The following is a 15,999-nucleotide window of genomic DNA, read 5'->3' as shown; positions in this document are numbered from 1 at the left end:
CTTTGCGGACACGACCTAGTGGCACAGCCGCGCCTCGTGCTCGGCGTGGCCGCTCGGCTCCAGCTGGAAGGTGCAGTGCTCCACGTCGAAGTGGTCGCCGAGACAGCCCTGCAGCTCGTGCAGCATCTTCTCGTTGCCGATCGCGTTCAGGACGTCGGAGCGGACGACGACGTGCGCGGACAGCACCGGCATGCCCGAGGTGATCGTCCAGGCGTGCAGGTCGTGCACGTCCTCCACCCCGTCCAGCGCCAGTATGTGCGCCCGCACCTCCGCCATGTCGACGCCCTTGGGCGCCGACTCCAGCAGCACGTCCAGCGTCTCGCGCAGCAGCTTCAGGGTGCGCGGCACGATCATCAGGCCGATCACCAGCGAGGCGATCGGGTCCGCGGCCTGCCAGCCGGTGGTCAGGATCACCGCCGCCGAGATCAGCACCGCGACCGACCCCAGCGCGTCCGCCGCCACCTCCAGGAAGGCGCCGTGCACGTTCAGGCTCTCCCGCTGCCCGCGCATCAGCAGGGTGAGCGAGATCATGTTCGCGACCAGGCCGATCCCGCCGAAGACGATGGTCAGCCCGCCCTCGGTGCCGGCCGGGGTGACGAACCGCTGGATCGCCTCGTACAGCACGTACCCGCCGACGCCGAGCAGCAGCAGGCAGTTGGCGAGCGCCGCGAGGATCTCGGCGCGAGCGTAGCCGAAGGTGCGCTTCTCGGTCGGGGGCAGGTTGGCGAAGTGGATGGCGAGCAGGGCCATGCCCAGTCCCAGCGCGTCCGTGGCCATGTGGGCCGCGTCGGCGATCAGCGCCAGCGAGTCGGCGAGCAGGCCGCCGACGATCTCCACCACCATCACGGTGAGCGTGATCGACAGCGCGATCCGCAGCCGGCCGCGGTACGCCGCGGCGGCCGTGCCCGTGACCGGCGCGCCGTGCGTGTGCCCGTGGTCGTGCCCAGCCCCCATGAAACCCGCCCTCCTGTGATCGGATCGGTCCGGGACCACAGTGAACTACGGGTGGGGGGTATCCGGCAACGCGGCACTGAACACCGTTGTCATATGCTCTGACCTGCGAAAACAGCCGGAAGTCGACGTGCTGGAGGAAGCGCAGGTCAGGGCCTCGCCGAGGTCAGCGGCCCTGGTGCAGCTGCCAGCCCCGCCACGCCGACTCGACCATCTCGCGTACTCCGCGGCGGGCGGTCCAGCCCAGTTCGGCGGTGGCCCGCTCGGCGGAGGCGACGGCCCGCGGGGCGTCCCCGGGGCGGCGCGGCTCGACGACCGCCGGGCGGCGGTCACCGGTCACCTCCCCGATCAGCGTGACCAGCTCGCGTACGGAGACGCCCTCGCCCCGGCCGATGTTCACGGTCAGGTCGCCCGCCGCGTCCTGGGCGGACAGCCGCCTCACCGCCGCGAGGTGCGCCTCGGCGAGGTCGGCGACATGGATGTAGTCGCGCACGCAGGTGCCGTCCGGGGTGGGGTAGTCGTCGCCGAAGATCCGCGGGGCCTCGCCGCGGGTGAGCCGGTCGAAGACCATCGGTACGACGTTGAAGACGCCGGTGTCGGCCAGCTCCGGGGCGGCGGCCCCCGCCACGTTGAAGTACCGCAGGCAGACGGTGGCGATGCCGTGCGCCCGGCCCGCCGCGCGCACCAGCCACTCACCGGCGAGCTTGGTCTCGCCGTAGGGGTTCACCGGGGCGCACGGGGTGTCCTCGGTGATGAGGTTCACCTCCGGGTTGCCGTAGACGGCGGCCGACGAGGAGAAGAGGAACCGCCGGATCCCGGCCTCGGCGACCGCGTCCAGCAGCGTCGCCAGCCCGCCGACGTTCTCCTGGTAGTACCGCGTCGGCCGGTCCACCGACTCGCCGACCTGCTTGCGCGCGGCGAGATGCACCACACCGGTCACCTCGTGCTCGGCGAAGACCCGCTTCAGCAGCTCCCCGTCCAGCGAGGAGCCCCGCACCAGGGGAACGTCCGCCGGCAGCCGCGCGGGCACGCCCGCGGACAGGTCGTCCAGCGCGACGACTCGTTCCCCGGCCCCGGTCATGGCCCGCGCCACATGGGCCCCGATGTACCCGGCACCGCCGGTGATCAGCCACGTCATGGTCGTCCACCCTAAGGCCTGCGTTCGGACCACCCCGGCGTCGCGGGGGTCCGGCACGGCACTCCCCGAGGCTCTGCGAGCAGGGGGGAGACCCATGACCCCGCTCGGGCGGGTCCAGAGGTGCCCGGCCTCGAGCCGGGCTGATCCGGACGGCAGGCCCTGGTCCCGGGGTCCGCCCGCGGGCCGAGCCCGCCCGCTGCCCGCCGGTGCGTCGCGCACCCTCCGGAATCGCGCCCTCACCGCCGTATGTCTGATATGTCCGTTGTGGAATGGACGTTTTGTGCCCCGGCCCTCGCAGCCCCCATGATGATCACGGCGAGGCGGCTTGAGGTACGGGGTATCGGGGCCGTGAACAGGCGGTGAACACGGGTCTCCGATCATCCGATAGCCTCTGCCGACATGCCGCCGCCTGGCGCAGCCGATGCGCAGCCAAGGGGGCGCCCCCATCATGTTCAGGCCCGGCGCCACCGCGCCGGCACGCAGGGAGTGAGTTCGGTTGCCGACCGCCATCCTCACCGGTCAGCCGGTCCCCGGGTCGTCGATCGAGGGCGATCTGCGGTCCCTCGGCTTCGAGGTGCGCACCGCCGACGACGCCGCCGACGCCGAGACGCTGCTCGCCCAGGTGCCCGGTGACCAGCGGGTCGCGGTCGTCGACGCCCGGTTCGTCGGCCATCTGCACGCCCTGCGCCTCGGCCTGACCGACCCCCGCTTCCCGCTCGCCGCCGTCCCCGGCGCCGTCACCGCCCAGCCGGCCGGCCGCCAGGCCCTGACCCGCGCGGTGGCCCGCGAGAACTCCTCCGGCGGCGGCACCGCCGTCGCCGTCGACAGCCTGGCCGACCGCGTGGTCACCGCCCTGGACGCCGACGGCGCCGCCGTGCACCGCCCTGAGCTGGGCAGTCTGGTCGCCACCGTTCCCGGCGACCCGCAGGCCCGCAACGAGGCCCGCCAGGCCGTGGCCGCCGTGGACGACGAGGCGGTCCGTCTGAAGTCGGCCGTGAAGGCCCGCGACGGTTTCTTCACCACGTTCTTCATCAGCCCGTACTCCCGGTACATCGCCCGCTGGTGCGCCCGCCGGGGCCTCACCCCCAACCAGGTCACCACCGCCTCGCTGATCACCGCGCTGATCGCGGCGGGCTGCGCGGCCACCGGCACCCGCGGCGGCTTCGTCGCGGCCGGGATCCTGCTGATCGCCTCCTTCGTGCTGGACTGCACCGACGGCCAGCTCGCCCGCTACTCCCTCCAGTACTCCACCCTCGGCGCCTGGCTCGACGCCACCTTCGACCGCGCCAAGGAGTACGCCTACTACGCCGGTCTCGCGCTCGGCGCGGCCCGCGGCGGCGACGACGTGTGGGCCCTAGCTCTCGGTGCGATGGTCCTGCAGACCTGCCGGCACGTCGTGGACTTCTCCTTCAACGAGGCCAACCACGACGCCACCGCCAACACCAGCCCCACCGCCGCCCTCTCCGACAAGCTCGACAGCGTCGGCTGGACGGTCTGGGTGCGCCGCATGATCGTCCTGCCGATCGGCGAGCGGTGGGCGATGATCGCCGTCCTGACGGCCCTCACCACCCCGCGCATCACCTTCTACGCCCTGCTCATCGGCTGCGCGTTCGCCGCCGCCTACACCACGGCCGGCCGCGTCCTGCGCTCGCTGACCCGCAAGGCGAACCGCACCGACCGCGCGGCCACCGCGCTCGCCGACCTCGCGGACTCCGGCCCGCTCGCCGAGGGCTTCGCGGCCGCGTTCAGGAACCCCGCCCGCCGGCTGCCCGGCTTCGCCGTCCCGGCGCTCGCCCTGCTCGGCGGCGCCGCCGTCGTCGCCACCTCCGTGTTCACCGGGTCCGGCAGCACCTGGCCGGCCGTCGCCGCCGTCGGCTACGCCCTGACCTCGGGCCTCGCCGTCGCCCGCCCCCTCAAGGGCGCCCTCGACTGGCTCGTCCCGCCGTTCTTCCGCGCCGCCGAGTACGGCACGGTCCTCGCGCTCGCGGCCCACGCGGGGGTGAACGGGGCACTTCCGGCGGCTTTCGGGCTGGTGGCGGCCGTCGCCTACCATCACTACGACACGGTGTACCGCATCCGCGGCAACGCCGGCGCGCCCCCGGCCTGGCTGACCCGGACCATCGGGGGGCACGAAGGGCGCACGCTGCTCGTCACCCTTCTGGCCGCGCTGCTCACCGCCGCGCAGTTCAAGGTCGCGCTCACGGTCCTGGCCGTGGCCGTCGCCCTGGTGGTGCTCGTCGAGAGCATCCGCTTCTGGGTGGCCTCCCACCTGGGAGGCGCGCCCGCCGTACACGATGAAGGAGAACCCGCATGATCGGCCTCGTGCTGGCGGCCGGCGCCGGACGGCGTCTGCGCCCCTACACCGACAGCCTGCCCAAGGCGCTGGTGCCGGTGGGGCCCGCGGGCATAGAGGGCGAACCCACGGTTCTCGACCTCACCCTCGGCAACTTCGCCGAGATCGGCCTGACCGAGGTCGCGGTCATCGTCGGCTACCGCAAGGAGGCCGTCTACGAGCGCAAGGCGGCCCTGGAGGCGAAGTACGGCCTCAAGCTGACCCTCATCGACAACGACAAGGCCGAGGAGTGGAACAACGCCTACTCCCTGTGGTGCGGCCGTGACGCCCTCAAGGACGGCGTGATCCTCGCCAACGGCGACACCGTCCACCCGGTCTCCGTCGAGAAGACGCTGCTCGCCGCCCGCGGCGAGGGCAAGAGGATCATCCTCGCGCTGGACACGGTGAAGAGCCTGGCCGAGGAGGAGATGAAGGTCGTCGTCGACCCCGTCAAGGGCATGACGAAGATCACCAAGTTGATGGACCCGGCCGAGGCGACCGGTGAGTACATCGGCGTCACCCTGATCGAGGGCGACGCCGCCCCGGAGCTGGCCGACGCGCTGAAGACGGTCTGGGAGACCGACCCGCAGCAGTTCTACGAGCACGGCTACCAGGAGCTGGTCGACCGAGGCTTCCGGATCGACGTCGCGCCGATCGGCGAGGTCGACTGGGTGGAGATCGACAACCACGACGATCTCGCCCGGGGACGGGAGATCGCGTGCCGGTACTGACCAGGCTGATCCCCTCGCCGCTGGTCGTCGACATCCGGCCGGGCGCCCTCGACGACCTGGCCTGTGTCCTCGCCGACGAGCGCATCTCGCACTCCGGCCGGCTCGCCGTCGCGGTCAGCGGCGGCTCCGGCGCGAAGCTGCGCGAGCGGGTCGCCCCGCAGCTGCCCGGCGCCACCTGGTACGAGGTCGGCGGCGGCACCCTCGACGACGCCGTCCGGCTGGCCGGCGACATAAAGGCCGGCCACTACGACGCGGTCGTCGGCCTCGGCGGCGGCAAGATCATCGACTGCGCCAAGTTCGCCGCGGCCCGGGTCGGCCTGCCCCTGGTCGCCGTACCGACGAACCTCGCGCACGACGGTCTGTGCTCGCCGGTCGCCACCCTCGACAACGACGCCGGGCGCGGCTCCTACGGCGTGCCCAACCCGATCGCCGTCGTCATCGACCTGGACGTCATCCGCGAGGCCCCGGTCCGCTACGTCCGGGCCGGGATCGGCGACGCCGTCTCCAACGTCTCCGCGATCGCGGACTGGGAGCTGGCCAACCGGGTCAAGGGCGAGAAGATCGACGGTCTCGCGGCGGCCATGGCCCGCCAGGCCGGCGAGGCGGTGCTGCGCCACCCGGGCGGCATCGGGGACAACGACTTCCTCCAGGTGCTCGCCGAGGCGCTGGTGCTCAGCGGTATCGCCATGTCGGTGTCGGGCGACTCCCGCCCGTCCTCCGGGGCCTGCCACGAAATCAACCACGCCTTCGACCTGCTCTTCCCGAAGCGGGCGGCGGCCCACGGCGAGCAGTGCGGACTGGGCGCGGCCTTCGCGATGTACCTGCGCGGGGCCCACGAGCAGTCGGCGTACATGGCCGAGGTCCTGCGCCGGCACGGTCTGCCGGTGCTGCCGGAGGAGATCGGCTTCACCCCCGAGGAGTTCGTCAGGGTGGTGGAGTTCGCCCCGGAGACCCGGCCCGGCCGCTACACGATCCTCGAACACCTCGACCTGAAAACCCACCAGATCAAGGACATCTACGCCGACTATGTCAAGGCCATCGGTAGCTGAACTCCGGCCGGTCGTCCACCCCCCGGGGGTGAAGGACCGGCGCAGCGGTGAGCACTGGATGGGACGCCTCTACATGCGTGAGGTGTCCCTGCGGGTCGACCGCTACCTGGTGAACACCAGGGTCACGCCCAACCAGCTCACGTACCTGATGACCGTCTGCGGCGTCCTCGCGGCCCCGGCACTCCTGGTGCCGGGGATCCCGGGGGCGGTGCTCGGCGTGATCATGGTCCAGCTGTATCTGCTGCTGGACTGCGTCGACGGCGAGATCGCCCGCTGGAAGAAGCAGTACTCGCTCGGCGGGGTCTACCTCGACCGCGTCGGCGCCTACCTGACCGACGCGGCCGTGCTGGTCGGCCTCGGGCTGCGCGCCGCCGACCTGTGGGGCGAGGGCCGGATCGACTGGCTCTGGGCCTTCCTCGGCACCCTGGCCGCGCTCGGCGCGATCCTGATCAAGGCCGAGACGGACCTCGTCGGGGTGGCCCGCCACCAGGCGGGCAAGCCGCCGGTGCAGGAATCCGCGGCCGAGCCGCGCTCCTCCGGCATGGCGCTGGCCCGCCGGGCCGCCGCCGCGCTGAAGTTCCACCGGCTGATCCTCGGCATCGAGGCGTCCCTGCTGATCCTGGTCCTCGCCATCGCCGACCAGGCGCGCGGCGACCTGTTCTTCACCCGGCTCGGCACCGCCGTCCTCGCCGGGATCGCACTGCTCCAGACGGTGCTGCACCTCGTGTCCATCCTCGCGTCGAGCCGGTTGCGGTGAGCGTGATGGAGACATCGGAGAGATCCCTGAAGGTCGGCGCGGTGATCATCACCATGGGCAACCGCCCGGAGGAGCTGCGCGCGCTCATCGACTCGGTCGCCCGGCAGGACGGCGACCCGGTCGAGGTGGTGGTGGTCGGCAACGGCTCGCCCGTCCCGGACCTCCCCGAGGGCGTACGCACCGTCGAGGTGCCCGAGAACCTGGGCATCCCCGGCGGCCGCAACGTCGGCATCGAGGCCTTCGGGCCCGGCGGCCGCAACGTCGACATCCTGCTCTTCCTCGACGACGACGGCCTGCTCGCCCGCACCGACACCGCCGAGCTGTGCCGCGCGGCGTTCGCCGCCGACGACCGGCTGGGCATCATCAGCTTCCGCATCGCCGACCCCGAGACGGGCGTCACCCAGCGCCGCCACGTGCCCCGGCTGCGCGCCTCGGACCCGATGCGCTCCTCGCGGGTCACCACCTTCCTGGGCGGCGCCAACGCGGTCCGCACGACGGTCTTCGCCGAGGTCGGCGGGCTGCCGGACGAGTTCTTCTACGCGCACGAGGAGACCGACCTCGCCTGGCGGGCCCTCGACGCGGGCTGGATGATCGACTATCGGTCGGACATGGTGCTGTACCACCCGACGACCGCCCCCTCCCGGCACGCCGTGTACCACCGGATGGTGGCCCGCAACCGGGTCTGGCTGGCTCGCCGCAACCTGCCCGCCCTGCTCGTTCCCGTGTATCTGGGCGTCTGGCTGCTGCTCACCCTGGCGCGCCGCCCCTCGCGGCCCGCGCTGAGGGCGTGGTTCGGCGGGTTCCGGGAAGGCTGGACGTCGCCGTGCGGCCCCCGCCGGCCCATGAGGTGGCGTACGGTGTGGCGGCTGACCCGGCTGGGCCGGCCCCCCGTGATCTGACAAGCTCGTCCCCGCGGGGTCCGGGGCACCGGCCCCCGCCCAGCCGCACCGGCCGCGCATTTCTCGAAGACGAAAGTTTCCCGCAGTGAGTGAGACAACGCACGACGGCGGAGTCGCCGTGACCGAGCCTCCGTCGCCCGACGAGCATCTGACGGCGGCCGAGCTCGCCGCGAAGTACGGCCTGACCGTGAGCGGCGCCCGGCCCTCGCTCGCCGAGTACGTCCGCCGGCTCTGGGGACGACGTCACTTCATCGTCGCCTTCTCCCAGGCCAAGCTGACCGCCCAGTACAGCCAGGCGAAGCTCGGCCAGCTCTGGCAGGTCGCCACTCCGCTGCTCAACGCGCTCGTCTACTACCTGATCTTCGGGCTGATCCTCAACGCGGGCCGCGGCATGACCAAGGACGTGTACATCCCGTTCCTGGTCACCGGAGTCTTCGTCTTCACCTTCACCCAGTCCTCGGTGATGGCCGGCGTCCGCGCGATCTCCGGGAACCTCGGCCTGGTGCGCGCCCTGCACTTCCCGCGGGCCTCCCTCCCGGTCTCCTTCGCGCTCCAGCAGCTCCAGCAGCTGCTGTTCTCGATGATCGTGCTGGTCGCGGTGGCCTGCGCCTTCGGCAGCTACCCGGATCTGTCCTGGCTGCTGATCGTGCCGGTGCTGGTGCTGCAGTTCCTGTTCAACACCGGGCTCGCCCTGGTGGTGGCGCGGCTGGGCGCGAAGACCCCGGACCTCGCCCAGCTGATGCCGTTCGTCATGCGCACCTGGATGTACGCCTCCGGGGTGATGTTCTCCATCCCGATCATGCTCCAGGACAAGCCGGCCTGGATCGCCGACGTGCTCCAGTGGAACCCGGCCGCCATCTACATGGACCTGATGCGCTTCGCACTGATCGACGGCTACGGCTCCGAGAACCTGCCCCCGCACGTCTGGGCGGTCGCGGCGGGCTGGGCGGTGCTCGTCGCCGTCGGCGGCTTCGTGTACTTCTGGAAGGCGGAGGAGAGGTACGGCCGTGGCTGAGGCACGCGTTCCCACCGTGATCGCGGACGATCTGCACATCGTCTACCGCGTCAACGGCGCCAGGACCGGCAAGGGCAGCGCCACCGCCGCCCTGAGCCGCATCGTGAAGCGGGGCTCCGGCGACGCGCAGCGGGGTGTGCGCAAGGTGCACGCCGTGCGCGGCGTCTCCTTCGTCGCCTACCGGGGCGAGGCCATCGGCCTGATCGGCTCCAACGGCTCCGGGAAGTCCACCCTGCTGCGGGCCATCGCCGGGCTGCTGCCCGCCGAGCAGGGCAGGGTCTACACCGACGGCCAGCCCTCGCTGCTCGGGGTCAACGCTGCGCTGATGAACGACCTGACCGGCGAGCGCAACGTCATATTGGGCGGACTCGCCATGGGCATGTCCCGCGAGGAGATCAGGGAGCGCTACCAGGAGATCGTCGACTTCTCCGGCATCAACGAGAAGGGCGACTTCATCACCCTGCCGATGCGCACCTACTCCTCCGGCATGGCGGCCCGGCTGCGGTTCTCCATCGCCGCGGCCAAGGACCACGACGTCCTCATGATCGACGAGGCGCTGGCCACCGGCGACCGCTCCTTCCAGAAGCGTTCCGAGGCCCGCATCCGCGAGCTGCGCAAGCAGGCCGGCACGGTGTTCCTGGTCAGCCACAACAACAAGTCCATCCGCGACACCTGCAACCGCGTCCTGTGGCTGGAGCGCGGCGAGCTGCGCATGGACGGCCCGACCGACGAGGTCCTGAAGGAGTACGAGAAGTTCGCGGGCAAGTGACCCGTTCCGCCCAGGGCCCTGCCGGAACTGCTCCGGCGGGGCCCGGCGTCTGCGAAGGAAACGTCAACTCCGGTCAGACGTAGGAATCTTGGGGCCAATCGGTGTGTTCTTGTGATGCGTGGGACACCCCCACGGACCCCCCTGCGTTGTACAACGTAAGCTGTACCGGTGCCGAATCGCGGCAAGTGTGGCGATAATGCGCGGCACCCTCCACCGGAACGGCCGTGCGAACGCCGGGCGGCGTGTCCGAAATAGTGTGAATTGGGTCGGCAGTGTAGAACGGGAGATGTGACGGCAATGGCTACGGAAACCCCCCGGCTCCCCGCAGCATGCGCCGTCCCCGCCCGAGGCAGTACACGGTGACGGGAACCCACACGGCGCACCGGGACGACCCGGAGCGCGCCACGCTCGACAAAGCCGCGTCCGAGAACTTCCCGGTGGCCCCCTTCTTCCTGCCCCGCGCCTGGCGCACCGACCTGATGGCCGTCTACGGCTTCGCCCGCCTCGTCGACGACATCGGCGACGGCGACCTCGCCCCGGGCGGCGCCGACGCCCGTCTGCTCGGCGTGTCCGCGCGCGAGGCCGAGGACCGGCTGCTCCTGCTCGACGCCTTCGAGGCCGACCTGCGCCGCGTCTTCGACGGCGTGCCCCGCCACCCCCTGCTGCGCAGGCTCCAGCCGACCGTCCGCCGCCGCTCTCTCACCCCCGAGCCGTTCCTCGGCCTGATCGCCGCCAACCGCCAGGACCAGCTGGTCGGCCGGTACGAGACCTACGACGACCTGCTCGCCTACTGCGAGCTGTCCGCCAACCCCGTGGGCCGGCTGGTGCTCGCCGTCACCGGCACCGCCACCCCCGAGCGGATCCGCCTCTCCGACGCCGTGTGCACGGCACTGCAGATCGTGGAACACCTCCAGGACGTCGCCGAGGACCTGCGCCGCGACCGGATCTACCTGCCCGCCGAGGACATGAAGCGCTTCCGTGTCCAGGAGGCGGATCTCGCCGCCCCCTCGGCGGGCGCGTCGGTGCGCGCGCTGGTCGCGTACGAAGCGCAACGCGCCCGCGATCTGCTGAATGCGGGCGCCCCCCTCGTGGGCAGCGTGCACGGCAGACTCAGGCTGCTGCTCGCGGGGTTCGTGGCGGGGGGAAGGGCGGCCGTCGACGCCATCGCCGCCGCCGGCCACGACGTACTTCCCGGCCCGCCCAAGCCCGGCAAGCTCCGGTTGCTGCGCGAGGTGGGCGTGACTCTGCGAGGAGAGGGGTGATCCGGACCGTGGAGTCGGAACCGCACGTGTCAGCACCGGTACTCGCCGCCTACCGTTACTGCGAGGCCGTCACCGGACAGCAGGCCCGCAACTTCGCCTACGGCATCCGGCTGCTGCCGACGCCCAAGCGCCGGGCGATGTCCGCGCTGTACGCCTTCTCCCGGCGCGTCGACGACATCGGTGACGGCGCGCTCACCGGCGAGGTGAAGGCCGCCCGGCTGGACGACACCCGGGCGCTGCTCACCCGGATCCGCGAGGACGCGCTCGACGAGGACGACACCGACCCGGTCGGCGTCGCCCTCGCCCACGCCGCCCGCACCTTCCCCATCCCGCTCGACGGCCTGGACGAGCTGATCGACGGCGTTCTCATGGACGTCCGCGGCGAGACCTACGAGACCTGGGACGACCTCAAGCGCTACTGCCGGTGCGTGGCGGGCGCCATCGGGCGCCTCTCCCTCGGCGTGTTCGGCACCGAACCGGGAGCGCGTGACGCCGCGCGTGCCCCCGAGTACGCCGACACCCTCGGGCTGGCCCTCCAGCTCACCAACATCCTGCGCGACGTCCGTGAGGACGCCGAGGGCGGGCGCACCTACCTGCCCTCCGACGACCTCGCCAAGTTCGGCTGCTCGGCCGGATTCGCCGGGCCGACCCCGCCGCACGGCTCCGACTTCGCGGGCCTCGTCCACTTCGAGGTGCGCCGGGCCCGCGCCCTGTTCGCCGAGGGCTACCAGCTGCTCCCCATGCTCGACCGGCGCAGCGGCGCCTGTGTCGCCGCCATGGCGGGCATCTACCGCCGGCTGCTGGACCGCATCGAGCGCGACCCCGAGGCCGTGCTGCGCGGCCGGGTCTCCCTGCCCGGCCGGGAGAAGGCCTACGTCGCCGTGCGCGGACTGTCCGGCCTGGACACCCGCCACGTCAGCCGACGCACCGTCAGGAGGCGCGTCTGATGCCGAGCCCCGGACCGGACGAGACCACCGGCGCACACGCCGGCGCCGCCGACGGCCGCAGCGAACGTGCCGCCGGCGGCGCGCCCCACGCCTTGGCGGGCGAGCACCGTGGGGGCGCCGCCGGGCCGTTCGGTGCTGCCGTCGGCAGGCGTGGCGCCGCCGTCGGCGGACGGCCGGGTCGCGGTGCCGCCGGCCGGCCCGCTCGCGCCGCCGGTGGTCCTCGGGCCGGCGCGCATCCGCGCGCCCTCGGCGGGCGGTTCAGCGACCGGTGCGATGGTGCCTGTGCCTGTGCCTGTGCCTCTGCCTGTGCCTGTGCCGGTGCCGCCCGGCCGGGCGGTCCCGGTGGCGGGTCCGTGCGGGGCGTTCGCGGCCGGGCCGGGGGAGTCACCGGCGCCGTGGGCGGCGATGCCACCGACGGCACCTCCGGTTCCCCCTCCGGCCCCACCCCCGGAGGGAACGCGCGGGCAACCCTCCGGCGCACGGCCGCGTCCCTGTCGGCAGTGGCCCGGCCCGGCCTCGTCCCGCGGCGCGGCGCACGCCCGGGGGAGGGTGCACGATGACCGACGGCGCGAGGAGCGGACACGTGACGACCGACGTTCCCACGGGGCACGGCCGGGAGGCGGTGGTGGTCGGCGGCGGCCTCGCCGGGGTCACCGCCGCGCTGGCGCTCGCCGACGCGGGCGTCCGGGTCACCCTGCTCGAGGGCCGGCCCCGCCTCGGCGGCCTCGCCTTCTCCTTCCGGCGCGGTGAGCTGACCGTCGACAACGGCCAGCACGTCTACCTGCGCTGCTGCACCGCCTACCGGTGGTTCCTGGACCGGATCGACGGCGCGGCGCTGGCGCCGCTGCAGGACCGTCTCGACGTGCCCGTGCTCGACCTCGCCAAGCCGGAGGGCCGGCGGCTCGGCCGGCTGCGGCGCGACGCGCTGCCCGTCCCGCTGCACCTGGGGCGCAGCCTCGCGACGTATCCGCACCTCTCGCTCGCCGAGCGGGCGAGGGTCGGCCGGGCCGCGCTCGCGCTCAAGGGGCTCGACCTCGCCGATCCGGCCCTGGACGAGCAGGACTTCGGCAGCTGGCTGACCGCGCACGGTCAGTCGGCACGGGCCGTCGAGGCCCTGTGGGACCTGGTCGGCGTCGCCACCCTCAACGCGGTCGCGGGCGACAGCTCCCTGGGGCTCGCCGCGATGGTGTTCAAGACCGGGCTGCTGTCCGAGCCGGGTGCGGCCGACATCGGCTGGGCCCGGGTGCCGCTGGGCGACCTGCACGACCGGCTGGCCCGCCGGGCGCTCGACGCCGCGGGCGTCCGCACCGTGCTGCGTTCCCGCGTCACCTCCGTCTCCCGGAACGGAGACGGGCGGTGGAGCGTCCACCTGCCCGGCGAGCACATCGGGACGGACGCCGTGGTGCTCGCCGTACCGCAGCGCGAGACCCACGACCTGCTCCCGGAGGGCGCGCTCGACGCGCCCGAGCGGCTGCTGCGGATCGGCACCGCGCCGATCCTCAACGTCCACGTCGTCTACGACCGCAAGGTGCTGAACACCCCGTTCCTGACCGCGCTCGGCTCCCCGGTGCAGTGGGTCTTCGACCGCACCGAGGCGTCCGGGCTGACGGACGGCCAGTACCTGGCGCTGTCGCAGTCGGCCGCCCAGGACGAGATCGACGCCCCGGTGGCCGAGCTGCGCGCGCGGTACCTGCCCGAGCTGGAGCGACTGCTGCCGCGCACCCGGGACGCCGAAGTGAGGGACTTCTTCGTCACCCGGGAGCGCACCGCGACCTTCGCTCCCACCCCCGGCGTCGGGCGACTGCGGCCCGGCGCCCGCACCAAGGCACCCGGCCTCTGCCTGGCCGGAGCGTGGACCGCCACCGGGTGGCCCGCGACCATGGAGAGTGCGGTTCGCAGTGGCATCAGCGCGGCCGACGCCGCGCTGCGCGCCCTGGGCCGGCCCCGCCCCCGCCATCTCTTCGACGTCGAGGAGGCGGCCTGATGCCCCGGCAGCGCGGCGCGGCAGGTCCCCGCACCCCCGGTACCGCAACAAGAGGAGAGACTGTGCCCCCTGTGCCCCCGGCCTCGACGGCCGCTCGCGAGACCGCGGTGGACGTGACCGCGCTCCTGGAGCGCGGCCGGACCCTGGCCACCCCGGTACTGCGGGCGGCCGTCGACCGCCTGGCGCCTCCGATGGACACGGTTGCCGCCTACCACTTCGGCTGGATCGACGCCCAGGGCAACCCCGCTTCCGGCGACGGCGGCAAGGCCGTGCGCCCCGCGCTGGCCGTGCTGTCCGCCGAGGTCACCGGCGCAGCCCCGGAGACCGGCGTGCCCGGCGCCGTCGCCGTCGAGCTGGTCCACAACTTCTCCCTGCTGCACGACGACCTGATGGACGGCGACGAACAGCGCCGGCACCGCGACACCGTCTGGAAGGTGCACGGTCCCGCCCAGGCGATCCTGGTCGGCGACGCCCTGTTCGCCCTCGCCAACGAGGTGCTCCTGGAACTGGGCACCGTCGACGCGGGCCGCGCCACCCGCCGGCTCACCACCGCCTCCCGCGCCCTCATCGACGGCCAGGCGCAGGACATCTCCTACGAGCACCGCGACCGGGTCAGCGTCGAGGAGTGCCTGGAGATGGAGGGCAACAAGACCGGCGCCCTGCTCGCCTGCGCCAGCTCCATCGGCGCGGTGCTCGGCGGCGCGGACGACCGTACCGCCGACGCCCTGGAGCGGTACGGCTACCACCTCGGCCTCGCCTTCCAGGCCGTGGACGACCTGCTCGGCATCTGGGGCGACCCGGAGGCCACCGGCAAGCAGACCTGGAGCGATCTGCGCCAGCGCAAGAAGTCGCTGCCGGTGGTGGCCGCCCTCGCGGCGGGCGGCAGCGCCTCCGAGCGGCTCGGCGACATCCTCGCCGCCGACGCCAGGAGCAGTGACTTCGCCACCTTCTCCGAGGAGGAGTTCGCCGCCCGCGCGGCCCTCATCGAGGAGGCGGGCGGCCGTGAGTGGACCGCCGAAGAGGCGCGCCGTCAGCACACCATCGCCATCGAAGCCCTCGACGCCGTGGACATGCCCGACCGGGTGCGGGCCCAGTTCACCGCGCTCGCCGACTTCGTCGTCGTACGAAAGAGATGATCACTATCGGCCGAATAGCCCTCGCGTAGTCGCCGGCCGGTGTGCGAGGGAACGCGCACCGGCCGACGGCGGACCCAGAGCAGACAGCACTCGCAGGACTGCAGGAAGGGGAAGCCATGACAGCGACGACCGACGGAAGCACCGGGGCCCCGCCGCCCCGCGCAGCCGCGGCCAGCGAAACCGACACCTACACCCCCGCGGCGGCCGGGGTCCACGAAGCCGCCGTCCGCGCCACCTTGCGCGCCACCGACTTCCTGCTCTCCCGGCAGGACCCGGAGGGCTGGTGGAAGGGCGACCTGGAGACCAACGTCACCATGGACGCCGAGGACCTGCTGCTCCGCCAGTTCCTGGGCATCCGCGACGAGCGGACCACCCGGGCCGCCGCCCTGTTCATCAGGGGCGAGCAGCGCGAGGACGGCACCTGGGCCACCTTCCACGGCGGCCCCGGCGAACTCTCCGCCACCATCGAGGCGTACGTCGCCCTGCGCCTGGCCGGGGACGCCCCGGACGCGCCGCACATGGCGAAGGCCGCCGCGTGGATCCGCACCCGGGGCGGGATCGCCGCAGCCCGGGTCTTCACCCGGATCTGGCTGGCCCTGTTCGGCTGGTGGAAGTGGGAGGACCTGCCCGAACTGCCCCCGGAACTCATCTGGTTCCCGTCCTGGATGCCGCTCAACATCTACGACTTCGGCTGCTGGGCCCGGCAGACCATCGTCCCGCTGACCATCGTCTCCGCGAAGCGCCCGGTCCGCCCCGCGCCCTTCCCGCTGGACGAGCTGCACACCGACCCGGCGCACCCCAACCCGCCGCAGCCCCTGGCCCCGGTGGCCAGTTGGGACGGCGCCTTCCAGCGGCTCGACAAGGGGCTGCACGCCCTGCGCAAGGCGGTGCCGAAACGGCTGCGCCGGGCGGCGATGAACGCCGCGGCCCGCTGGATCATCGAGCGCCAGGAGAACGACGGCTGCTGGGGCGGCATCCAGCCGCCGGCCGTGTACTCGATCATCGCGCTGCACCTGCTCGGCTACGACC

General features: G+C 72.9%; 14 protein-coding genes and 1 pseudogene. 13 read left to right on the top strand and 2 right to left on the bottom strand.

The window, feature by feature from the left end:
- Positions 1 to 15: 15 nt before the first annotated feature.
- Together CCN42_RS01830 and galE are read right to left on the bottom strand one after the other, a co-directional pair.
- Complete coding sequence (locus tag CCN42_RS01830; protein WP_086732751.1) at positions 16 to 954, bottom strand: cation diffusion facilitator family transporter; 939 nt, start codon at positions 952 to 954, stop codon at positions 16 to 18.
- Between the two features lie 163 nt (positions 955 to 1,117).
- Positions 1,118 to 2,089, bottom strand: a complete 972-nt coding sequence (gene galE / locus CCN42_RS01825; protein ID WP_086732750.1) for a UDP-glucose 4-epimerase GalE — start codon at positions 2,087 to 2,089, stop codon at positions 1,118 to 1,120.
- A gap of 496 nt (positions 2,090 to 2,585) precedes the next feature.
- Between galE and CCN42_RS01820 the strand changes: the two genes are divergently transcribed.
- From CCN42_RS01820 to CCN42_RS44095, 13 genes and pseudogenes are all read left to right on the top strand, one after another.
- Entirely contained in the window at positions 2,586 to 4,403 is a 1,818-nt protein-coding gene (locus tag CCN42_RS01820; protein ID WP_086732749.1) for a DUF5941 domain-containing protein, read from the top strand.
- Positions 4,400 to 5,152, top strand: coding sequence for a phosphocholine cytidylyltransferase family protein (locus CCN42_RS01815; RefSeq protein WP_086732748.1), 753 nt, complete (start codon positions 4,400 to 4,402; stop codon positions 5,150 to 5,152). The genes CCN42_RS01820 and CCN42_RS01815 overlap by 4 nt, the downstream gene beginning before the upstream one ends.
- Positions 5,140 to 6,201 (top strand): iron-containing alcohol dehydrogenase family protein, encoded by a 1,062-nt coding sequence (locus tag CCN42_RS01810; protein WP_086171850.1) that lies wholly within the window; start codon positions 5,140 to 5,142, stop codon positions 6,199 to 6,201. The genes CCN42_RS01815 and CCN42_RS01810 overlap by 13 nt, the downstream gene beginning before the upstream one ends.
- The gene (locus tag CCN42_RS01805) at positions 6,179 to 6,958 is read left to right on the top strand and encodes a CDP-alcohol phosphatidyltransferase family protein (RefSeq protein ID WP_078958078.1); all 780 of its coding nucleotides are present in this window, start codon (positions 6,179 to 6,181) and stop codon (positions 6,956 to 6,958) included. Before CCN42_RS01810 ends, CCN42_RS01805 begins: the two co-directional genes overlap by 23 nt.
- 26 nt (positions 6,959 to 6,984) lie before the next feature.
- Positions 6,985 to 7,857 carry a glycosyltransferase family 2 protein gene (locus CCN42_RS01800; protein ID WP_086732755.1) on the top strand — a complete coding sequence of 291 codons (873 nt, stop codon included), beginning with the start codon at positions 6,985 to 6,987 and terminating at the stop codon, positions 7,855 to 7,857.
- 85 nt (positions 7,858 to 7,942) lie between these two features.
- A complete protein-coding gene (locus tag CCN42_RS01795; protein WP_086732747.1) occupies positions 7,943 to 8,872 on the top strand; it encodes an ABC transporter permease in 930 nt (309 codons plus the stop codon).
- The gene (locus CCN42_RS01790; protein ID WP_086171852.1) at positions 8,865 to 9,641 is read left to right on the top strand and encodes an ABC transporter ATP-binding protein; all 777 of its coding nucleotides are present in this window, start codon (positions 8,865 to 8,867) and stop codon (positions 9,639 to 9,641) included. The genes CCN42_RS01795 and CCN42_RS01790 overlap by 8 nt, the downstream gene beginning before the upstream one ends.
- Positions 9,642 to 10,000: 359 nt before the next feature.
- Entirely contained in the window at positions 10,001 to 10,903 is a 903-nt protein-coding gene (gene hpnC, locus CCN42_RS01785) for a squalene synthase HpnC (protein ID WP_086732754.1), read from the top strand.
- Positions 10,900 to 11,850, top strand: a complete 951-nt coding sequence (hpnD, locus tag CCN42_RS01780; RefSeq protein ID WP_086732746.1) for a presqualene diphosphate synthase HpnD — start codon at positions 10,900 to 10,902, stop codon at positions 11,848 to 11,850. Before hpnC ends, hpnD begins: the two co-directional genes overlap by 4 nt.
- Positions 11,850 to 12,410, top strand: coding sequence for a DUF6380 family protein (locus CCN42_RS46015; RefSeq protein ID WP_422641172.1), 561 nt, complete (start codon positions 11,850 to 11,852; stop codon positions 12,408 to 12,410). The genes hpnD and CCN42_RS46015 overlap by 1 nt, the downstream gene beginning before the upstream one ends.
- Positions 12,407 to 13,834 carry a hydroxysqualene dehydroxylase HpnE gene (gene hpnE, locus CCN42_RS01775; RefSeq protein ID WP_086732745.1) on the top strand — a complete coding sequence of 476 codons (1,428 nt, stop codon included), beginning with the start codon at positions 12,407 to 12,409 and terminating at the stop codon, positions 13,832 to 13,834. Before CCN42_RS46015 ends, hpnE begins: the two co-directional genes overlap by 4 nt.
- Positions 13,835 to 13,905: 71 nt before the next feature.
- Complete coding sequence (locus CCN42_RS01770; RefSeq protein ID WP_169731386.1) at positions 13,906 to 14,970, top strand: polyprenyl synthetase family protein; 1,065 nt, start codon at positions 13,906 to 13,908, stop codon at positions 14,968 to 14,970.
- A gap of 116 nt (positions 14,971 to 15,086) precedes the next feature.
- Positions 15,087 to 15,999: pseudogene (locus tag CCN42_RS44095) on the top strand (squalene--hopene cyclase); the annotation flags it as partial.

Source organism: Streptomyces glaucescens (assembly GCF_002154375.1).
In the GTDB taxonomy this organism is placed as follows: domain Bacteria; phylum Actinomycetota; class Actinomycetes; order Streptomycetales; family Streptomycetaceae; genus Streptomyces; species Streptomyces glaucescens.
Note: the sequence above shows the minus strand (reverse complement) of the source record. Positions and strands in the feature narration are given on the sequence as shown.